Source organism: Staphylococcus sp. M0911 (assembly GCF_003491325.1).
GTDB lineage: Bacteria > Bacillota > Bacilli > Staphylococcales > Staphylococcaceae > Staphylococcus > Staphylococcus warneri_A.
Window position 1 is genome coordinate 607,356 of record NZ_CP022881.1, and the last position, 18,563, is coordinate 625,918.

Annotated in this window: 18 protein-coding genes; 12 read left to right on the plus strand and 6 right to left on the minus strand. The window is 33.0% G+C overall.

Features of this window, described 5'->3' with window-relative positions:
* Positions 1-49 precede the first annotated feature (49 nt).
* Entirely contained in the window at positions 50-1,258 is a 1,209-nt protein-coding gene (gene gltS, locus ssp1_RS02780; RefSeq protein WP_118828106.1) for a sodium/glutamate symporter, read from the minus strand.
* A 334-nt stretch (positions 1,259-1,592) separates the two neighbouring features.
* On the opposite strand from gltS, the gene ssp1_RS02785 reads away from it, so the two are divergent.
* The 3 genes from ssp1_RS02785 to ssp1_RS02795 are packed head-to-tail and all read left to right on the plus strand — an operon-like array spanning position 1,593 to position 3,254.
* Positions 1,593-1,916 (plus strand): PadR family transcriptional regulator, encoded by a 324-nt coding sequence (locus ssp1_RS02785; protein ID WP_075778174.1) that lies wholly within the window; start codon positions 1,593-1,595, stop codon positions 1,914-1,916.
* Positions 1,909-2,469 carry an HAAS signaling domain-containing protein gene (locus ssp1_RS02790; protein WP_049424193.1) on the plus strand — a complete coding sequence of 187 codons (561 nt, stop codon included), beginning with the start codon at positions 1,909-1,911 and terminating at the stop codon, positions 2,467-2,469. The genes ssp1_RS02785 and ssp1_RS02790 overlap by 8 nt, the downstream gene beginning before the upstream one ends.
* A complete protein-coding gene (locus ssp1_RS02795; protein ID WP_118828107.1) occupies positions 2,466-3,254 on the plus strand; it encodes a DUF4097 family beta strand repeat-containing protein in 789 nt (262 codons plus the stop codon). The genes ssp1_RS02790 and ssp1_RS02795 overlap by 4 nt, the downstream gene beginning before the upstream one ends.
* Positions 3,255-3,301: 47 nt before the next feature.
* On the opposite strand, the gene ssp1_RS02800 is transcribed toward ssp1_RS02795, so the two are convergent.
* Positions 3,302-3,910, minus strand: coding sequence for a DNA-3-methyladenine glycosylase (locus tag ssp1_RS02800; RefSeq protein ID WP_075778176.1), 609 nt, complete (start codon positions 3,908-3,910; stop codon positions 3,302-3,304).
* 197 nt (positions 3,911-4,107) lie between these two features.
* Between ssp1_RS02800 and ssp1_RS02805 the strand changes: the two genes are divergently transcribed.
* Positions 4,108-4,722 carry a DUF805 domain-containing protein gene (locus tag ssp1_RS02805; RefSeq protein WP_075778177.1) on the plus strand — a complete coding sequence of 205 codons (615 nt, stop codon included), beginning with the start codon at positions 4,108-4,110 and terminating at the stop codon, positions 4,720-4,722.
* Positions 4,723-4,878: 156 nt separating this feature from the next.
* On the opposite strand, the gene ssp1_RS02810 is transcribed toward ssp1_RS02805, so the two are convergent.
* On the minus strand, positions 4,879-6,504 hold the full coding sequence (locus ssp1_RS02810; RefSeq protein ID WP_075778178.1) for a ribulokinase: 1,626 nt from the start codon (positions 6,502-6,504) through the stop codon (positions 4,879-4,881).
* Positions 6,505-6,705: 201 nt separating this feature from the next.
* Between ssp1_RS02810 and ssp1_RS02815 the strand changes: the two genes are divergently transcribed.
* From ssp1_RS02815 to ssp1_RS02830, 4 genes are all read left to right on the plus strand, one after another.
* On the plus strand, positions 6,706-7,605 hold the full coding sequence (locus ssp1_RS02815; protein ID WP_075778179.1) for an ABC transporter ATP-binding protein: 900 nt from the start codon (positions 6,706-6,708) through the stop codon (positions 7,603-7,605).
* The gene (locus ssp1_RS02820; protein WP_075778180.1) at positions 7,598-8,830 is read left to right on the plus strand and encodes an ABC transporter permease; all 1,233 of its coding nucleotides are present in this window, start codon (positions 7,598-7,600) and stop codon (positions 8,828-8,830) included. The genes ssp1_RS02815 and ssp1_RS02820 overlap by 8 nt, the downstream gene beginning before the upstream one ends.
* 340 nt (positions 8,831-9,170) lie before the next feature.
* Complete coding sequence (locus ssp1_RS02825; RefSeq protein WP_037552511.1) at positions 9,171-9,497, plus strand: YnfA family protein; 327 nt, start codon at positions 9,171-9,173, stop codon at positions 9,495-9,497.
* A 29-nt stretch (positions 9,498-9,526) separates the two neighbouring features.
* On the plus strand, positions 9,527-10,537 hold the full coding sequence (locus ssp1_RS02830) for an aldose epimerase family protein (RefSeq protein WP_002451961.1): 1,011 nt from the start codon (positions 9,527-9,529) through the stop codon (positions 10,535-10,537).
* Between the two features lie 72 nt (positions 10,538-10,609).
* On the opposite strand, the gene ssp1_RS02835 is transcribed toward ssp1_RS02830, so the two are convergent.
* Positions 10,610-11,263, minus strand: a complete 654-nt coding sequence (locus ssp1_RS02835) for an MOSC domain-containing protein (protein WP_049424181.1) — start codon at positions 11,261-11,263, stop codon at positions 10,610-10,612.
* A gap of 169 nt (positions 11,264-11,432) precedes the next feature.
* Here ssp1_RS02835 and ssp1_RS02840 point away from each other — a divergent pair, with 169 nt between their 5' ends.
* On the plus strand, positions 11,433-12,125 hold the full coding sequence (locus ssp1_RS02840) for a ribose 5-phosphate isomerase A (protein ID WP_075778183.1): 693 nt from the start codon (positions 11,433-11,435) through the stop codon (positions 12,123-12,125).
* 103 nt (positions 12,126-12,228) lie between these two features.
* Here ssp1_RS02840 and sdpC read toward each other — a convergent pair whose 3' ends face one another.
* Entirely contained in the window at positions 12,229-13,326 is a 1,098-nt protein-coding gene (gene sdpC / locus ssp1_RS02845; protein ID WP_075778184.1) for a peptidoglycan release complex CPBP-like subunit SdpC, read from the minus strand.
* A gap of 235 nt (positions 13,327-13,561) precedes the next feature.
* Here sdpC and hutG point away from each other — a divergent pair, with 235 nt between their 5' ends.
* Positions 13,562-14,497, plus strand: a complete 936-nt coding sequence (gene hutG / locus ssp1_RS02850) for a formimidoylglutamase (protein ID WP_002451965.1) — start codon at positions 13,562-13,564, stop codon at positions 14,495-14,497.
* Here hutG and ssp1_RS02855 read toward each other — a convergent pair.
* A complete protein-coding gene (locus ssp1_RS02855) occupies positions 14,492-15,361 on the minus strand; it encodes a LysR family transcriptional regulator (protein ID WP_002451966.1) in 870 nt (289 codons plus the stop codon). The genes hutG and ssp1_RS02855 overlap by 6 nt on opposite strands.
* A gap of 213 nt (positions 15,362-15,574) precedes the next feature.
* Here ssp1_RS02855 and hutU point away from each other — a divergent pair, with 213 nt between their 5' ends.
* Complete coding sequence (gene hutU, locus ssp1_RS02860; protein WP_002451967.1) at positions 15,575-17,236, plus strand: urocanate hydratase; 1,662 nt, start codon at positions 15,575-15,577, stop codon at positions 17,234-17,236.
* Positions 17,236-18,471: an imidazolonepropionase gene (gene hutI / locus ssp1_RS02865; RefSeq protein WP_107535876.1), complete on the plus strand. Its 1,236-nt coding sequence runs from the start codon at positions 17,236-17,238 to the stop codon at positions 18,469-18,471. The genes hutU and hutI overlap by 1 nt, the downstream gene beginning before the upstream one ends.
* Positions 18,472-18,563 lie beyond the last annotated feature (92 nt).

The following is an 18,563-nucleotide window of genomic DNA, read 5'->3' on the forward strand; positions in this document are numbered from 1 at the left end:
AAGAATCCCGTACGTAAGACATGACCATGTCTTGCGTACGGGTATTTTATTATTGGAAAAATTGTATAAAGCCCATAACAATAATGACACCTATTAAGTCGATTAAGAAAGCACCGACAATAGGGACAACTAAATAGGCTTTTGGAGAATTGCCATATTTTTTAGTAATTACATCTAAATTCGCCATTGCATTAGGTGTAGCACCTAAACCATGACCTATAAATCCACCGACCATTACTGCTGCATCATAATCTTTTCCTAAACCTCTAAATAGAACGAAAATAGAGAACAAGATCATAAATACAACTTGTACAAGAACTATAATGATTAATGGTAAAGCTAATGAGTAAATTTCAGTTAGCTGAATGCTCATTAAAGCTAATGATAAGAAGATACCTAGCGAAATATCTCCAATTTGTTCGTTAATTTTTAGGTCAACAATGTTGAAACCAGCAGCTTCAGAAATATTACGCACGAATACTGCGACAAACATTGAACCTACATACATTGGTATATTAACGTTAGTTAAATCAGTAAATGTATTTCCAATATATGTACCAAGTGCCATACAGAAAACTAAAATCGTGAACTGTATAAAGAAAATTTGAGTAGGTTTATATTTTTCATGAAGTGATTGATTATAATCAACTTCACCATAATTTTTAAATGAATCGTCACTATGTTCAGGTTTTAGGTTATAACGTTTAATTAAGAACTTAACAACTGGTCCACCAATTAAACCACCAAATACTAAGCCTAATGTTGCGGCTGCAAGGGCGGCTGTGACAGCGGAATCAATCCCCATATCTTGAATGGTTTTACCATAAGCGGCCGCATTACCATGACCACCTTCCATTGACATTGACCCTGCAGTTAAACCTAGTAAAGGTTTGATATTTAATAACTTCGCTAATGAAATACCAATTACATTTTGACAGAATGCCATAATACCACAGAACATAAAGTACAATAGCATGACCTTTCCGCCAACTTTAAATAGTTTAAGAGATGCACCGAGTCCGATCGTTGTGAAGAATGCCAACATAAAGAAATCCTGTATAAATGAGGCATCTAATTTAATTTTTACAATATTAAATGAATCTAAGACAGCTACTAAAATAGCAAAAATTAAACCACCAATTACTGGTGCTGGAATACAAATTTTTCTTAAAATTGAGACATGATTAATGATCGTTTGACCAATAAGATATAAAATACATGCTAAACACAGTGTGGTAATAGCATCTAATTCAATCATTTTAACTCCCCCGTAGAAGTTATCCCAAAACCTATGTTTATGTGCTATTCAATTAAAATATGTAAGCGTTATAAAAAGCCACAATATCCATTATACATATGTGTGCACAATAAATCTAGTTTTGAAATTAATACCAATTATATTTCTGACTATTAATCATTAATCTAAAAAAGTTTTTATCTTTATTAATTTAAAAGTGTGGAAGAAGAGAATATGATTATTCGTAAGTAATTATTATCTAGTACCTTGCAATGTACAGTAGTGGGTGTTATATTATAGATACTAACTACTGTGTAATGTTCAGTACTGATTATTACACTATGGAGGTTTAACTATGAACACACAGTTTAAAAAGGGTGCATTAGAACTGATAGTCTTACTTATCATTAAACGAGAAGATCAGTACGGTTATTCTTTAGTACAAAATATTTCTCGTTATATGACGATTGCAGAAGGCACTGTCTATCCTTTGCTACGAAGATTGGTAAAGAACGGAGAACTATCGACGTATTATCAACCATCAAGCGAGGGACCAGCAAGAAAATATTATCGGCTTACCGATCAAGGTCAAGAAAGATTATCATTATTGAAAGAAGAATGGCAAATGTTTTCAAATGCAGTTAATACCTTTGTAGAGGAGAGTGAACGCAATGAATAAAGATACTTATCTAAAACAACTCATAAGTCATTTAAAACATATGGATAAAGATGAGAAAAAGGATATCTATAATGAGTACGAAACACATTTTGTAAGTGGTAAAAATGAAGGTAAATCTGAAGAAGAGATTGCAAAACATTTAGGAAATCCTAAGATGATTGCTAAAGAATTAAATGCTTCATTGGCTATTGATAAAGTTAATGAGAAAAAGAATGCAAAAAATATTTTGAGTGCTATTTTAGCGGTCATGGGTTTAGGATTACTTAATTTCTTTATTGTATTAGTACCGGCATTCTTTTTATTTATGTTTTTGCTTACTTTAGTTGTATTTACAATCACACTCTTAAGTGCACCAGTATTTTTAATTATTAAATATATTACTGAAGGTGTAAATTCTATTATTTTATATGATGTTTATATGAGTGGTTTCATGTTTGGTGTCGGTTTAATGCTATTAGCTATTAGCATTTTCTTATGTCATTGGATACTTAAATTAACGATTATGTATTTAAAATGGAATATCTCAATTGTGAAAGGAAGTGTTCATTCATGAAAAAGCTAGTCTTAACGTTATTTATTTTTGGACTAATTTTAAGTATTGGTTTTGGTATAGGCGTTTTTTCAGAATGGAAAACATTAGCTTCAAAGAAAGACAATGGCACTAAGTTAAATAAAGTTTATAAAGAGCGTATTAATAGCATTAACTTAGATGTTGATGAAAGTGATATTGAAATCAAACATGGTAGTAAGTTCTCAATTAAAGAAAAAGGCAACGAAGATAAGAAAGTCAATAGTAGTGTGAAAAATGGGAAGTGGCATATTAGTGATCAAGACCATCAATCAAATATTAATTTTAGAATTGGTTACATGACAAAGCACAAATTAGTAATCACAGTTCCAAAAGTGATTGATCATTTAACTGTAAAAGGTGACTCTGGTGATGTCACTATCGACAATATAATAAGTAAGAATACAGATATTACGGTAGATTCATCAGATATTTTCTTGAAAGATAGTAAGCTAGGAAAACTAAAAGTAAACAATGATTCAGGAGATATATCAACAACTCACATTGAATTCACCAACCGCAAAGTAAACAATGATTCAGGCGATATAGAATTGAGTAAGAGTGTTCCAGATCAACCCTTATATGTATCGAACGATAGTGGAGATATTACTTTGAATTATCAACATCACCCTAAAAACACAACATTTATTGCACATAATGATTCAGGAGAATCAAAGTTTGATAACAAAGGATTTAAGCGTCATCGAATTGGAAAAGGGGACAATAACGTCGAGATGTTTAATGACTCTGGGGATATCAACGTGCAATAAAATCAATTTTAGAGGTCAGAATTGAAGTTGTTCTGGCCTCTATCATTTTATTTCCAAGTGTCATCAGGATTTAGGAAGTCTGATTTCTTCATTCGAGAAACATAAGGGTTCCCTTTAACTGTGTAACGAAGTGGTTTGTTAGTCCATTCGCCTTTATTCGGTATGCCTATACGTCCGCTTTCAATAATTGATTTAGGGTATTTACGATGTTTGATGTCGATAGAAAGGCGACATTGATTTAAAGTAGCGCCATCAATTGAACGTGGAATATTAAAGGCTTTAGTCCATTTTCCAGGACCATTAGTTACTTCAAACCCACTTTTGCCACGATTAATTTTCATAGCTTCAATACCATCTTCAGGTTCAATTGCGCGTATAAGCACACCTTCAGGTACACCAGCATCTCTTGTCACAAAGTTAATTAGTAGATGCGTATGCATAACGTGTGCATAAATCGTACCACCTGATTGATATAAAGATGTCACTTTAGGTGTTCGCTTTCCACCATATCCGTGAGCAGCACGATCTTTAATACCTAAATAAGCTTCTGTTTCCACAATATAGCCACTATATGTTTGTTGATCATCTTGATATATAATACGAACACCGAGTAAAGCTTTAGCAATGTCCGTTGTGCTACGTTGTCTAAAATCCATAAATTTGGCACCTCTATAAAAATATTTGTTATAAGAATTTATTCTAAAATTTCTTAAAATATTTTTGATTTATATTTTTAAATGTCTTGTTGTTTGATACAATGACAATAGAAACAATATTATTACTTAATTAATGTATCAGAGTTGTTAAGAGTAATAAAATAAATTGAATTGATGATCTGAAGGGAGCCACTAACATGAGAGAAAAAGTTGGTTTTAAAGCATCATTTAAATTATTTTGGTCAAATTATTTTAATTTTAAAGGGAGATCTAGACGTAGTGAATATTGGTTTATGCAATTATGGCATTTAATCTTTATGTGTCCTGCCATTATACTTATGATTATTGGTTACCCAAGTTTATTCTTAGGTGCATTTAATGAAAGTAGTGGCGCTTTAGGTGTTGGGATTATTTGTATATTTATTGGGACTATTTATATACTCATTTATTCATTGGCTACCATTATTCCTAATTTGGCTATTTTAGCACGTCGCTTCCATGACACTTCTCGTTCAATGTTGATTCCAATGATTGCGTTTGTCATTGGGGTATTATTGAATGTATTTAATATTGTTATTAATGCTAGTGGCCTAATAGATAATGTAGGCGTATTGATCACATATTATATTATCGCTTTAATCTGTCTCGTATTCGGTGTTTATAATATTGTGGTGAGTTGCTTAGATAGTAAGAAGGAAAGCAACAAATATGGCCCAAGTCCTAAATATGAAATGAACGAACCGGTTAACGAACCGAATTACAATCCAGTTGACAAAGCGAAGTTATATCGCAATACAACAAATGAAATTTAAATTTTTAAAGGCTAGTGTCATTAATGATGCTAGCTTTTATTTGAAAGTAAGTGTCATATATATTTGACACATAAAAACTTTAATCATAAAAATAGCTATACTTGCGTTGAATCAATATGATCAACGACAAGTATAGCTATTTATATTTAATAACAATTATTCTGTTTCGTGGATATATGATAGTTCTGGATGTTCACGACCAAGTAAATCATGGAGTTTTTGATATTTATCAAATAGTTTTTCATAATGTTTTACTTTTTCTGGGTCTGGTTGTTTTTCATAGTATACAGGTTGCTTCATGTGTTGTACGGTTTCTCTTAATGTATCATATGCACCACCCACATTTGCGCCCAACATAGCAGCGCCTAATGCTGTTGCGTTTGAAGATTCTAAGACGAGAACTTTTTTATTTAATACGTTAGCATAGATGTCGACGAGTAATTGACTTTTCTTAGGAATACCGCCAGAAGCATAAACAGTATGAACTGGAATATCATTATCTTCGAATTGTTTCATAATCATTTTAGTACCGAAAGCAGTAGATTCTAAGTAAGCACGATGAACCATTTCAAAAGGTGTTTGCAATGTTAAGCCAAAGACACTACCTGTTAAATGGCTATCACTTAAAATACTTCTATTACCATTGTGCCAGTCTAAGACAACTACGTGTTGGTCTTCAACAGAAATTTGTGATGCAAGTGTTTCTAAATATTCTAAGACGCTCTTATCTTGTTTCGCTGCTTCTTCAACGATATGTTGTGGAGCCATTCGTTCAGAGTAACTAAATAAATCACCTACAGCTGCTTGACCCGCTTCGTAAGCATATAACCCTGGAATAATAGCGTCTTTAACTGAACCTGTAATAGAAGGGATAGGTTCTTGTTTCGGGTCTAACATTAAGTGACACGTGCTTGTTCCTATAACCGGTGTGAATTCACCTTTTTCAATTGCACCTGCACCTAAAACGCCAGAGTGGGCATCAATCATGTAAGGGGAAATCTGTACATTTGAGGATAGTCCCCATAAGTTTTGATAGTACTCTGATAATGAACCAGCGCTATCTCCAATTTGAATGACAGGTGCTTCACATTTATCTTTGACGATTTGTGGTAATTCTGGATCTACAGTTTCAAAGAAATCATAATTAAAGCCATTCACCTCATCATAGAATCCTTTGAATCCTATACCACAGTTAGAGCGAATATTTTGATTGACGAGTAAGCTCGTCATATAATCTCCAGCTTCCATTATATAATGGGAACGTTCTAATAACTCAGGTGCTTTATGTTTTACTTCGAGAATTTTTGGAATCATCCACTCACTGTTTACACTATGGCCATAATAATCTAACCAATTTTGATTGGCTTTTTCATTGGCTTCAACCATTTGAGTTGCTTCGTCTTGAGCGCCATGATGTTTCCATAATTTAACATAGGCATGAGGATGATTTGCTAGGTCTTCATTCATATGTAATGGTTTGAAATTTTCATCTAAAAAGACGACTGTACAACTAGTAAAGTCAACACCAATACCTACGACCTCATCTTTATTAACTTGGCTTTCTTCTAAAACGTGTTTCACACCGTTTTCTAATACGTGGTGATAATCACCAGCATGTTGTAAGAAGTAATTATGGGGTAAGGTTTCTCCACCTAATTCTTCAGCGATGGTACCATGTTGATAAGTCTCTTCATAACTTGAAACAATTTTTCCATCAGATGTATTTACTAAAATGACACGACCAGATGCTGTGCCGTAATCGATACCAATACTATAACTCATTCTATATATCCCCTTTAAATTTGATGTCTTGTTTAATTATCTCTAAGAAGTTAATTTTAATTTAATCTTCTATGATAAAATTAATGATAGTGCTTACATAAATAATTGTAAAGTTTGACATATTGCAAAATCTAAATTCATTAATAGAACTAATAATGTTATATTAAATAATAATAAAAATATGATTTGGGGAGGGTAAACATGTCATTACATATTGATCATGTGACGAAGAAGTTCAATCAATTTACAGCAGTCAATGATATTTCTATCCATCTTGAAAAAGGGAAAATGCTAGGCTTTTTAGGACGTAATGGTGCAGGTAAGACAACTACCTTTAGAATGATATTAGGATTAAGTGAACCAACTGAAGGACACATTACATATGATGGCCATGCGATAGATCAATCAATGTATAATCGAATTGGCTACTTACCAGAAGAACGTGGTTTACATCCCAAAATGACTGTTGAAGATGAACTAACATATCTTGCAACACTCAAAGGAATGTCTAAATCTGACATTAAGAAAAATATTGATTATTGGCTCAAACGATTTGCTATTACAGAAAATCGTCATAAGCGCATTGATGCATTATCCAAAGGTAATCAACAAAAAATTCAATTATTAGCAAGTATGTTGCACCAACCTGAATTACTGATATTAGATGAACCTTTTAGTGGATTAGATCCTGTTAATGTTGAATTACTCAAATCAGCCGTAAAGGATTTGAATGATCAAGGTTCAACAATTATTTATAGTTCTCATCGTATGGAACATGTTGAAGAGTTATGTGATGATGTATGTATCTTGAACCATGGTGAACTTGTAGTTTCAGGTGACATACATGACGTGAAAGCATCACATGGTTATAAACAAGTTATCATTGAAACGGATAAATCAATGCCTGACATAGCAGATATTGAAGGTGTGTTGGATATTGAAACCAATAAACGCCATATTAAAGTGACGATACAAGATGAATCCGTTGCAGAAAATGTATATCATCAAGTCATCTCTCATGGATATGTACGTCGATTCCAAGTGTTAGAGCCTTCTCTGAAAGACATCTTTATTGATAAGGTGGGTGATTTACATGAATAAATTTTGGGCTACATTCGGCCTTACTTATAAGAGTAAAGTGAAATCTAAATCCTTTATCATCTTCATGGCGATTGTCATTATTTTAATGATAGCATTATCCAATGCCGATAAAATCATGGATATGTTTAAAGGTGACGGTGATCAAATCGGTATCGTAACGAATAGTGAACCCATATATAAAGCCATTAAGCAACAAGGAAATGTGATTGATGAAGATTCTTCATTTAAGAAGGTAAATAAACAAGAAGCTAAGAAGCAAGTAAAAAATGAAAAGCTAAAAGAAGCCTATATCATTAAGCTGAAAGATAAACAACAGTTATCAGCAACTATTATCAGTAAAGAAAGTGTCTCACAAGAAAAAGAGCAAAAAGTAAATGGGATACTGACATCAATTCAATCAAAACTAGTCGCATCGCAACTACATCTCAATAACAATGATTTGAAAAAATTACAGTCTCAAAGTAAGGTTGACAGTCAAGTCCTCTCAGATAAGAAAAATCAACAATTGAATGAAGGTCAAAAACTACTTAATTTAGTTCTAGTGTATGCGATACTAATGTTGATGTTCTTTATTGTTTTCAATTATGCAACGCAGGTCGCAATGGAAATTGCTACAGAGAAAACATCAAGAGTCATTGAAATGATTATTACTAGTGTGTCGCCCATTACTCATATTATGGCTAAGATTGCAGGGGTTATCGCTGTCGCGTTAACACAAATCGTAATGATTGTTGTTGTAGCTATCATTTGTATCTTTGCCTTTGATTTAAAACGAATGTTAAAAGGTTTCGATGTATCCATGAGTCATATCACTTGGCAAGTTTTAATCGTAGGTCTGTTATGTATGATTATAGGCATCTTAACATACGTATTGTTAGCAGCTATATTAGGTTCTTTAGCAACAAGAATTGAAGATATTAATCAAACGTTAATGCCATTAACGTTATTTGCAATGATTGCTTTTTATATCGCGATTTTTAGTATGTTTAAACCAGAAATATTATTAATAAAAATCACTAGTTTTATTCCATTTTTAGCACCTTTTGAATTGTTAGTACGTGCTCAATCGACTGAGTTACAAATTTGGGAAATCATCGTTAGTATATTAATCTCAGTTGTAGTCATGCTTATTTTATTATGGATTGCTGTTAAAACATATAAAGATTCTGTATTAACTTTTGAAAAAGGACTTTTTAACACCATTAAAAAGGTTATGAAAAAATAAATAAAAGAGGAAGTGCATTAAATTAAACTTGTAAGAGTTTACAAAATGTTCTTCCTCTTTAATTTGCATTTTACTATGGCATATTAGTAGAAAAAGTGTAACAATATGTATGTATTAGAAAGCACGTTAATATTATACAATAGATGATAAATACGCGTCACAATTGACATTAAACATTGATTAGTGACTCACTATCCCGAGTTACATAGACATATGTATTTAACGAAAGCACAATAAAGTCCATGTCTCTGATTTAAGAGGTAGATATTTAATATGACTTCATGTATGTTGTATAAAGTGAAGTTTCATAGATAATTAATAGGAAGGCGTTATGATTGTGATGATGTATTCATTTCTCATATTTATATTAGCGGGTGTATGTGAAATTGGAGGCGGCTACTTAATATGGTTATGGCTTAGGGAAGGTCAACCATCCTGGCTAGGCGTTATTGGCGGCTTGATACTCATTTTGTATGGTGTGATTGCAACACTACAAACATTTCCAACATTTGGAAGAGTATATGCTGCATACGGGGGCGTATTCATCGTTATGAGTTTAGTTTGGTCTATGCTTATTGATAAGAATATGCCAGATAAATACGATATATTGGGTGCATTAGTCTGTTTAATAGGCGTTTTAATTATGCTGCTGCCACATAGGGCTTAATAAACGTGTTTGAAAGGGAGAAGTATGTAATGAATGTTGAAATTGAGCATCAAAGATATGGTGTAGACTTAATTAAAATTGATAATGAAGAGACCAAAATTGTGTTTACTAATTATGGTGCAAGAATTGTGTCATGGAAATATCATGACAACAATATTGTATTAGGGAATGTTGTTGAAGCGGATGAATTTTATTTTGATAATCCATTTAGATTTGGGGCGACTGTTGGACGATATGGTGGCCGTATTTCAAATGCGACTTTTAATTTAGAAGGAGAAACATACAAGTTAGAGGCCAACGATGGCCAACATCATATACATGGTGGCAACCATGGTTTAGACTCTAAATTATTTGACTATGAAGTTATAGACGATTTAGGACATGTCAAAATCATTTTCAAAACAACGTTACAAGAAACAGATGATCATTATCCTGGAAATATGGAGATTAAAGTCACTCATACATATGATGCAGATCATTGTTGGACAATTCAATATGAAGCTACATCAACAAAGACTACTTTGTTTAACCCGATGAACCATGTTTATTTTAATCTTAATCGTGATAATAACGTTATTGATAATCATCGAGTGTCTAGTTCTAAATTGAATATGTATCCACTTAATGAGGAGCATATGATCAGTTCAGACAGTACGTTAGATTTACAACGGATATTTAATAAGGACGACATATACTTTAAAGACATATTTGAAAGTAGCCATGATCAAATAGCACAACAAGTGGCTCAATTTAATGGTTTAGATCATCCATTTAAAGTAGGGGAACAACAATTATCAATAGATAATGATGAGTTTCAATTAGATGTTAAAACTGATATGCCTTATGTCGTATTATATACATTTAACCAACCGAAAAATTGGAAAAGTGACGCCAATATTTATAAAGCACATTCGGGTTTAACAATCGAGGCACAATATTTGCCAAATGATATTAACTTATATGGTGATCAAGCTTATTCAATATTAAAAGCTAATGAAATGTTTTATTCACAAACGAGCTATCAAATTCATGAAAAATAAGCAAAAGAGTAGAACAAACATCGTCATTTACGATGTTTTTGTTCTACTCTTTTTATTGTTTTATTTTTATGTTTATTTTGTTGCACGTTGATACATTTTTTCTAGTTTCTCATATCTTTTAGCTGATAAATATGGATTCTTCAATGCTAATGCGATTCGGTCTGCATTTTTTCTGTCGTTATAATAAATATCGTTTAATGTTTGTACAGAGAGTTGTGTGTCCAATTCAGCTTCCTTTATTAATTCTAAGTGATGATGTTGATTCACAAATCCTTCTTTAATGACGCGGCAATAAAAACCTGTTTTTCCTGATTGAGACATACGTTTGACTAAATCAGAAATCCCGTACTTTGCTTGGATTTTCCAGCAGGGTTCTCGAATTTCAGAAACTTCGATAATTGCATCGCCTAATTGATATTGGTTGCCGAAATAAACGTTACTTTCATCTAAATCTTCGATTGTCAAATTCTCACCAAACATGGCGTAGTCTGGCATATCAAGTAAGTCATCACGATACATGTCATAGTTCGATTTACTAAAACAACATATCGCTTTATCTGGACCACCATGATCTTTATAAGCTTGTTCATCATCAACAAATCCTAATTTTGACAACCACATTTGACCTTTAAAAGGTTGTTTATTAATTGCTGATTGCATGGGTTTAGCCTCATTGTATTGTAGCGATTCTATCTTTCCGGTAGAAATAGCATACACTGGTATCATTATGGTCCCCCCTTAAAAGATTGATTAAGTGATATTTTACTATACATTTGTATTTTTATGAAAGATTTTAAAATATATTAAAAATTAAACGTCAAATACGGTATGTTAAATTGAAAAAGTCATGTAAAATAAGAAATGTAAACGATTTAGAAAAGGGGCTCATGACGTGATGAATGATGTAAAACAACTTAAATTGATGACGCTTGATGATGTTTTAAGTCAAATCGAGGATGGTATGACACTTGGTATTGGAACAGGAACTACAATTGAGTTATTAGTGCCTAAAATTGCTCAACTTATTAAAGAAAAGCATTATAATATTATCGGTGTTTGTACTTCTAATAAGACGGCGTTTTTAGCTAAAGAATTAAATATTAATATTGTTGATGTGAATGATGTTGAAAAAATTGATTTAGCTATTGATGGTGCTGACGAAGTAGATCCTCAACTCAACCTCATTAAAGGTGGCGGTGGAGCGCTATTTAGAGAAAAAGTAATCGATGAAATGGCAGACCGTTTTGTGGTTATTGCTGATGAAAACAAAGTTGTTAACTACCTAGGTGAAACATTTAAATTACCGGTTGAAGTAGATAAATTTAACTGGTATCAAGTTGCTAAGAAAATAGAAACAATTGGCGGCGTGACAACACGACGTCGTGTTACGGATGATGTCCCATTTACGACTGATAATGGTAATTATATTTTAGATTGTGCATTACCAAAAGGTATCGATCCTTATGAAATGCATGAATTTTTAATTCATATCACAGGAGTACTAGAAACAGGCTACTTCCTTGATGTTGCTGACCAAGCAATTATTGGAACACAACAAGGTGTTAAGAAGATGAACAGACAAGATTAATATCTTTAAAGTATGAGTCAATGTTCTGATAAACTAATTTAATTATCATTCACAAAATAAACCGTCCATTCAAATCAACGAATGGACGGTTTTAATTATAATCTTAATATTTATTGTTAGGGCTATGTTCTTCAGTCTGTTTGATTTCATCTTGTAAATCAGAAACAACAGATGAGCGACGATCTTGTTTATATGATGAATGTTCTTTTAAATGATCAGTTGAATCAGAGTCATGGGCATCATCATGGTTTTGAATGTCGTGTTTATTATCTTGATGTCTAGAATCTAATGCGTCTTTATGGTGGTCATGATCGTCTGATCTTGAACTATAATCATGATTAGTTTCAGAATAATCATTGTCCTTATCATCGTTAACGTGATCTAAATAATTATTAGGTTCTACTTCGTCTAAACTTTGATTCGTCTTTTTATAAAAGATAGCACGAATGATTAAGCTTGAAATGATATAGATTAAACCAACCGCAGTTGTAGCTAAGGCGATGACTTTCATAGAGAATAAATCGCCAATTTCTTCACTAAACAAGAATACTAAACCAAATGACATTGCTGCGTGGAAAAGCGTAGCAATATAAATAGTACGTCCATTAGTGGCTCTAATTAACTCACCCACAATCATTGAGAAAGCAAATGTATATAAGAAATGATAGCCAGCGAATTCAAGGCCGTATGTTGTATTAGCATTAAATATAGAGTAAATGATACCTACAACAATACTAGCAAATAATGTGTTCATCTTAGTTTCAACGATGTGTTGCAAATATGAACGGAAACCAAATTCTACTACGAACGCCATAATTAAATGACCAATTAAAATTGCGAATATTGACACAGATAAATCAGATGCCTGTAGTAATATAAAACTATCTGCAAATGTATTGAAGCAGAACATACCGATAATAAAAATAAATAAAGGTATGATTAATGCGAGTAATAAACGCTCAATAACTTTGAGACTAAAAGTGAATTTTAAACTCGCCATTTGTTCTTTTTTATGTTTAAAGACAAGTAGACATATGATAGCTGCAATAAATGGGGAAAGATCTGTAATGTCGAATACAAAACGTTTCACCCCTAATGCTGCTTGGAAATCTCTAAGTATTATGAATAGGGCCATTGTTACGACAAAAAACACAAATATTGTCAGTGCCCATTGAAACCCAGAAATTCGATTGTTTTTCATTTTATGTAACCTCCATTACGGAAACAAGCAATTATTGTTTTATTTACAATTATACATCTTAAAAGATGATAGATAAATTGTCTATTTTAATTATCATCAAAATGTAATCGTAATGAATTATAAACGTAATTAAATTTAGGATAAACGGGAATATAAGAACAACATTGAATTAAGTATGTGCCAAAGTTATACTTTAATTATAAGGATAAAGCAAAGAAATCAAGGGGGAAGAACAATGTATCAACAAGCTGAACCAAGCTTATGGACCGGAAGATTAGATAGTGAAACAGATGCAAAACAATTTAGACATTTTCAAACTATTCAATTTAATGACTTAAGACAAGTAGAATTAGCATCTAAACAAAAAGGTGTTGGTATCTTAGGTTATGCGATTGATAAAGGTGTAGAACTAAATAAAGGGCGTGTAGGTGCAAAAGAGGGGCCTAATGCGATAAAAAAAGCATTCGCTGGCTTACCAGATTTGAATCAATGTGAACAAATCGTTGATTATGGAAATGTCGAGCATGATCATGACGCACTAATTGATACTCAAAAGGAATTTGCAGAATTAGCAGCCAAGTCTATTCATAATCATAAACAAACATTCTTATTAGGTGGTGGGCATGATATCGCTTATGCACAATATTTAGCGACTAGACAAGTGTATCCTAATGAGTCAATTGGGGTTATTAATATTGATGCCCACTTTGATACACGTGATGAAGGTGAATCCACTTCAGGTACGAGTTTTAGACAAATACTAGAACAAGATGACAATGCAGATTACATGGTATTAGGTATATCTCAAGGTGGTAACACACAAGGTTTATTCGACTATGCTAAAGAAAAAGGTGTATCATTTGTTTATGCTGATGAATTATTACATCAAGTATCACCACCGATTAAAGATATGATTGAACGATTTATTCACGATCATGATGTAATCATGTTTACGATTTGTATGGATGTTGTAGATAGTGCCTTTGCTCCAGGTGTAAGTGCTCCAGCAGTCTTGGGCATCTATCCACATACAGTGTTTGAATTAGCAAAGCGCATTGTCCCAAGTGAAAAGGTTAAATCAGTAAGTATTGCTGAAATGAACCCTAAATACGATCAAGACAATCGTACAGCGAAACTGATTGCGAATTTAGTGCATCACTTCTTATTATAAATTCCAATAATCAATACATTGTTCAATAAGAGAAAGTACTTGTTCAGAGTGCTTTCTCTTTTTTAAATAATTAATATAAATTTTGCGTCCTAAATTAGGGCGTATTTTAATGTAGTCTAAATTCCGTGTATTAAATGATTGGTAATAAAATCGAGGAATAACCGCATAACCAATACCTAAATGGACTAGATTAGTAGCGGATTCAAAACGATCAGATTCCATAATGATATTAGGGTGGATACCTACTCTATTAAAATAATCATCTAAGTGTTTACGAACTTGAGAATTTTTATTCGGCAAAATTAAAGGTAATTCATCCAATTGAATCGTTTTTTGCTTTGGAAATGCATCTTTAGGTGTTAGTAATATATAAGATTCTTTATATAATGCGATCGATGTAATATCTTGATGGCGTATTTCCTCGTTTGTTAAGGCAAAATGAACATTAAAGTTGGTAAGTTGCTCAATAGATTGATGTTGATCATGTACCTCATAAATACGGTATTGTTGATTAGGATAATGTTTGTGATGAGCATGAATGACATTGGCCATCCATTGACTCGTAGATTCTAAAATGCCCATTTTAATACGGGGTTCCGAAGACACATTTAAATCATACATTTTTTCAACTGTAGAACGATAGGATTCTACTAAATCCTCAGCATATTTATAAAACTGAATACCTTTTTCAGTGATTTTGATATCTTTAGTGGTACGCATAAATAAATCGTATCCTAAATCAGCTTCCATCTTTTTAATAGCTGCAGTTAAGGAAGGTTGACTAATATGTAAAAAATTAGCGGCTTTCGTAAAACTATTGTATTTTACAACGGCTAAAAAATATTCTAATTGAATGATTTTCATAGGTCATCTCCTATTTGTCATAGTTTTTATCTATAAATAATTAGTTTATTTATATTTGTTATCTATATCTTAGCATAATATAATATAGTTGTAACAACCTGATTAATAGTGATTGTTATCTTTTAAATAGTACGAATATTTAGAAGATAATGATTAAAGAGAAACTTAATTTATTTTTGGATTTTGATATTATTTCGGATGGGAGAGATAGTAATGAGAGAAATTCATGCAAAAAAAGGGTTAGATATCGAATGTAAAGGTTGGGAACAAGAAGCAGTACTACGAATGCTATATAATAACTTAGATCCAGAAGTAGCGGAGCACCCAGAAGAGCTTGTGGTATATGGTGGTATTGGTAAAGCTGCTCGTAACTGGAAAGCCTTTGAAGCTATTGAAAATACATTAAGAGATTTAGAAGCAGATGAAACAATGCTTGTACAATCTGGTAAACCAGTAGCGGTATTTAAAACACATGAAGAAGCGCCACGAGTATTAATTTCAAATTCAGTTTTAGTACCTGAATGGGCGAACTGGGATCACTTTAATGAACTAGATAAAAAAGGCTTAATGATGTATGGCCAAATGACAGCAGGTAGTTGGATTTATATTGGTTCACAAGGTATCGTTCAAGGTACTTATGAAACATTTGCTGAACTTGGTAATCAAGAATATCAAAGTGATTTAACTGGTACAGTAACACTTACTGCTGGATTAGGTGGTATGGGCGGTGCACAACCACTTGCTGTGACTATGAATAATGGTGTAGCTATTTGTGTAGATGTCGACGAAAGTCGTGTTGATAAACGTGTCGAAACAAAATATTGCGATATCAAAACTAACGATTTAGATGAAGCATTAAAATTAGCTGAAGACGCTAGACAAAAAGGGGAAGCTTTATCTATTGGATTAGTAGGTAATGCAGTAGACATTCACAAAGCTATTTTAGACAAAGGATTTAAGATTGATATTATTACTGACCAAACAAGTGCACATGACCCATTAAACGGTTATGTCCCACAAGGTTACTCAGTTGAAGAAGCTAAAAAACTACGTAAAGAAGATCCGAAAAAATATGTAGAATTATCTCAAGATTCAATGGCCAAACATGTTGAATTAATGCTTGAATTCCAAAAACAAGGTGCTGTTGCGTTTGATTATGGTAACAATATCCGTCAAGTTGCATATAACAACGGTGTGAAAAATGCATTTGATTTCCCAGGATTTGTGCCGGCATATATTAGACCATTATTCTGTGAAGGAAAAGGTCCATTCCGCTTTGCAGCGTTAAGTGGTGATCCAAAAGATATTGAACGTGCAGATGAAGAAATGAGAAAGTTATTCCCAGATAATGAAAAATTAATTCGTTGGTTAGATCTTGCAGAAGAAAAAATTTCTTACCAAGGTTTACCATCAAGAATTGCATGGCTAGGCTATGAAGAACGTGCCAAAATGGGTCTAGCACTTAATAAATTAGTGCGTGATGGTGAAATTTCTGCACCGATTGTTATCGGACGAGATCATTTAGATTCTGGTTCAGTAGCAAGTCCGAACCGTGAAACAGAAGGTATGCGTGACGGAAGTGATGCAGTAGGTGACTGGGCTGTACTTAATGCATTAATTAATACAGCAGCAGGTGGCTCTTGGATTTCATTCCACCATGGCGGTGGCGTAGGTATGGGTTATTCATTACATGCTGGTATGGTTGTTGTTGCAGATGGTTCAGAACGTGCAGATCGTCGATTAGGACGTGTATTAACTACAGATCCGGGTATGGGAGTAGTAAGACACGTTGATGCTGGTTATGACATCGCCATTCAAACGGCAAAAGATAAAGGCATCAAAATTCCAATGATTGATGAAGCAGGTGATAAATAATGAACGATTTAATTATTCAAAACATTAAAGAGCTTATTTTACCAAAATCAACTGATCGTCCTTTAAAAGGTGCAGAACTTGATCAACTAGATGTGATTGAAAATGGTACGGTCGTTGTGAACGATGGCAAAATTGTATATTCAGGATCACATACTGATAAATATGATGCTGAACAAGTGATTGATGCAACAGGTAAAGTTGTGTCACCATCATTGATTGATGCACACACGCACTTAGTTTTCGGTGGCTCAAGAGAACATGAAATGTCATTGAAACGTCAAGGTAAATCTTATTTAGAAATATTAGAATCAGGTGGCGGTATTTTATCAACAGTTAAAGCCACACGTGACATAAGTGAAGAAGATTTATTCAAAAAAGCTGAACACGATTTACTAACAATGATTCAACATGGTGTTTTAGGTGTTGAAAGTAAAAGTGGTTATGGTCTAGATAAAGAAAATGAATTGAAACAATTAAGAGTATCTAATCGTTTAGCAGAGAAATACGGTTTAGATATGAGACACACCTTCCTAGGACCACATGCGGTTCCAGAAGAAGCGGAGTCTAATGAGGCGTTCTTAAATGAGATGATTGAACTTTTACCAGAAGTTAAAGAATATGCAGACTTTGCAGATATCTTCTGTGAAACAGGTGTATTCTCAGTTGAAGAATCTAGACATTATATGCAAAAAGCGAAAGAGGCAGGATTTAAAGTTAAAATTCATGCTGATGAAATTGATCCACTTGGTGGTCTAGAGTTAGCTATTGATGAAAATGCAATTTCTGCTGATCATCTTGTTGCTTCAAGTGCAGAAGGTAAAGCTAAATTAAAAAATAGTGACACAGTAGCCGTATTATTACCAGCAACGACATTCTATTTAGATAAAAACGATTATGCAGATGCAAGAGGCATGTTAGATAATGATGGGGCTATCGCTATTGCAACTGACTACAATCCTGGTAGTAGCGTAACTAATAACTTACAATTGGCAATGGCAATAGCCGCATTAAAATTAAAACTTTCACCAAATGAAGTTTGGAATGCTGTAACAGTTAATGCAGCAAAAGCAATTGATTTAGACGCAGGTACAATCAATGAAGGTGACAAAGCTAACATTGTTATTTGGAATGCGCCGAACCATGAATATATTCCTTATCACTTTGGTATCAACCATGCTCAAAAAGTGATTAAAGATGGTAGAGTCATTGTGGATAATGAATTTTCATTAGACTAGGACAAAGTGTTCATTGATATGACCGTGCCGACGTTGTCGGTACGGTTTTTTGTTTATAATAAAAGGAGAAAAAATATATTTTTAGAAAAGTT

Coding starts and splice junctions, on each gene's coding strand:
- ssp1_RS02805 (WP_075778177.1), top strand. CDS start 4,108: ATGAGAGAAAAAGTTGGTTTTAAAGCATCATTTAAATTATTTTGGTCA.
- ssp1_RS02825 (WP_037552511.1), top strand. CDS start 9,171: ATGATGTATTCATTTCTCATATTTATATTAGCGGGTGTATGTGAAATT.
- ssp1_RS02795 (WP_118828107.1), top strand. CDS start 2,466: ATGAAAAAGCTAGTCTTAACGTTATTTATTTTTGGACTAATTTTAAGT.
- ssp1_RS02820 (WP_075778180.1), top strand. CDS start 7,598: ATGAATAAATTTTGGGCTACATTCGGCCTTACTTATAAGAGTAAAGTG.
- gltS (WP_118828106.1), bottom strand. CDS start 1,258: ATGATTGAATTAGATGCTATTACCACACTGTGTTTAGCATGTATTTTA.
- ssp1_RS02800 (WP_075778176.1), bottom strand. CDS start 3,910: ATGGATTTTAGACAACGTAGCACAACGGACATTGCTAAAGCTTTACTC.
- ssp1_RS02830 (WP_002451961.1), top strand. CDS start 9,527: ATGAATGTTGAAATTGAGCATCAAAGATATGGTGTAGACTTAATTAAA.
- ssp1_RS02785 (WP_075778174.1), top strand. CDS start 1,593: ATGAACACACAGTTTAAAAAGGGTGCATTAGAACTGATAGTCTTACTT.
- ssp1_RS02790 (WP_049424193.1), top strand. CDS start 1,909: ATGAATAAAGATACTTATCTAAAACAACTCATAAGTCATTTAAAACAT.
- hutI (WP_107535876.1), top strand. CDS start 17,236: ATGAACGATTTAATTATTCAAAACATTAAAGAGCTTATTTTACCAAAA.
- hutG (WP_002451965.1), top strand. CDS start 13,562: ATGTATCAACAAGCTGAACCAAGCTTATGGACCGGAAGATTAGATAGT.
- ssp1_RS02840 (WP_075778183.1), top strand. CDS start 11,433: ATGAATGATGTAAAACAACTTAAATTGATGACGCTTGATGATGTTTTA.
- sdpC (WP_075778184.1), bottom strand. CDS start 13,326: ATGAAAAACAATCGAATTTCTGGGTTTCAATGGGCACTGACAATATTT.
- ssp1_RS02815 (WP_075778179.1), top strand. CDS start 6,706: ATGTCATTACATATTGATCATGTGACGAAGAAGTTCAATCAATTTACA.
- ssp1_RS02855 (WP_002451966.1), bottom strand. CDS start 15,361: ATGAAAATCATTCAATTAGAATATTTTTTAGCCGTTGTAAAATACAAT.
- ssp1_RS02835 (WP_049424181.1), bottom strand. CDS start 11,263: ATGATACCAGTGTATGCTATTTCTACCGGAAAGATAGAATCGCTACAA.
- hutU (WP_002451967.1), top strand. CDS start 15,575: ATGAGAGAAATTCATGCAAAAAAAGGGTTAGATATCGAATGTAAAGGT.
- ssp1_RS02810 (WP_075778178.1), bottom strand. CDS start 6,504: ATGAGTTATAGTATTGGTATCGATTACGGCACAGCATCTGGTCGTGTC.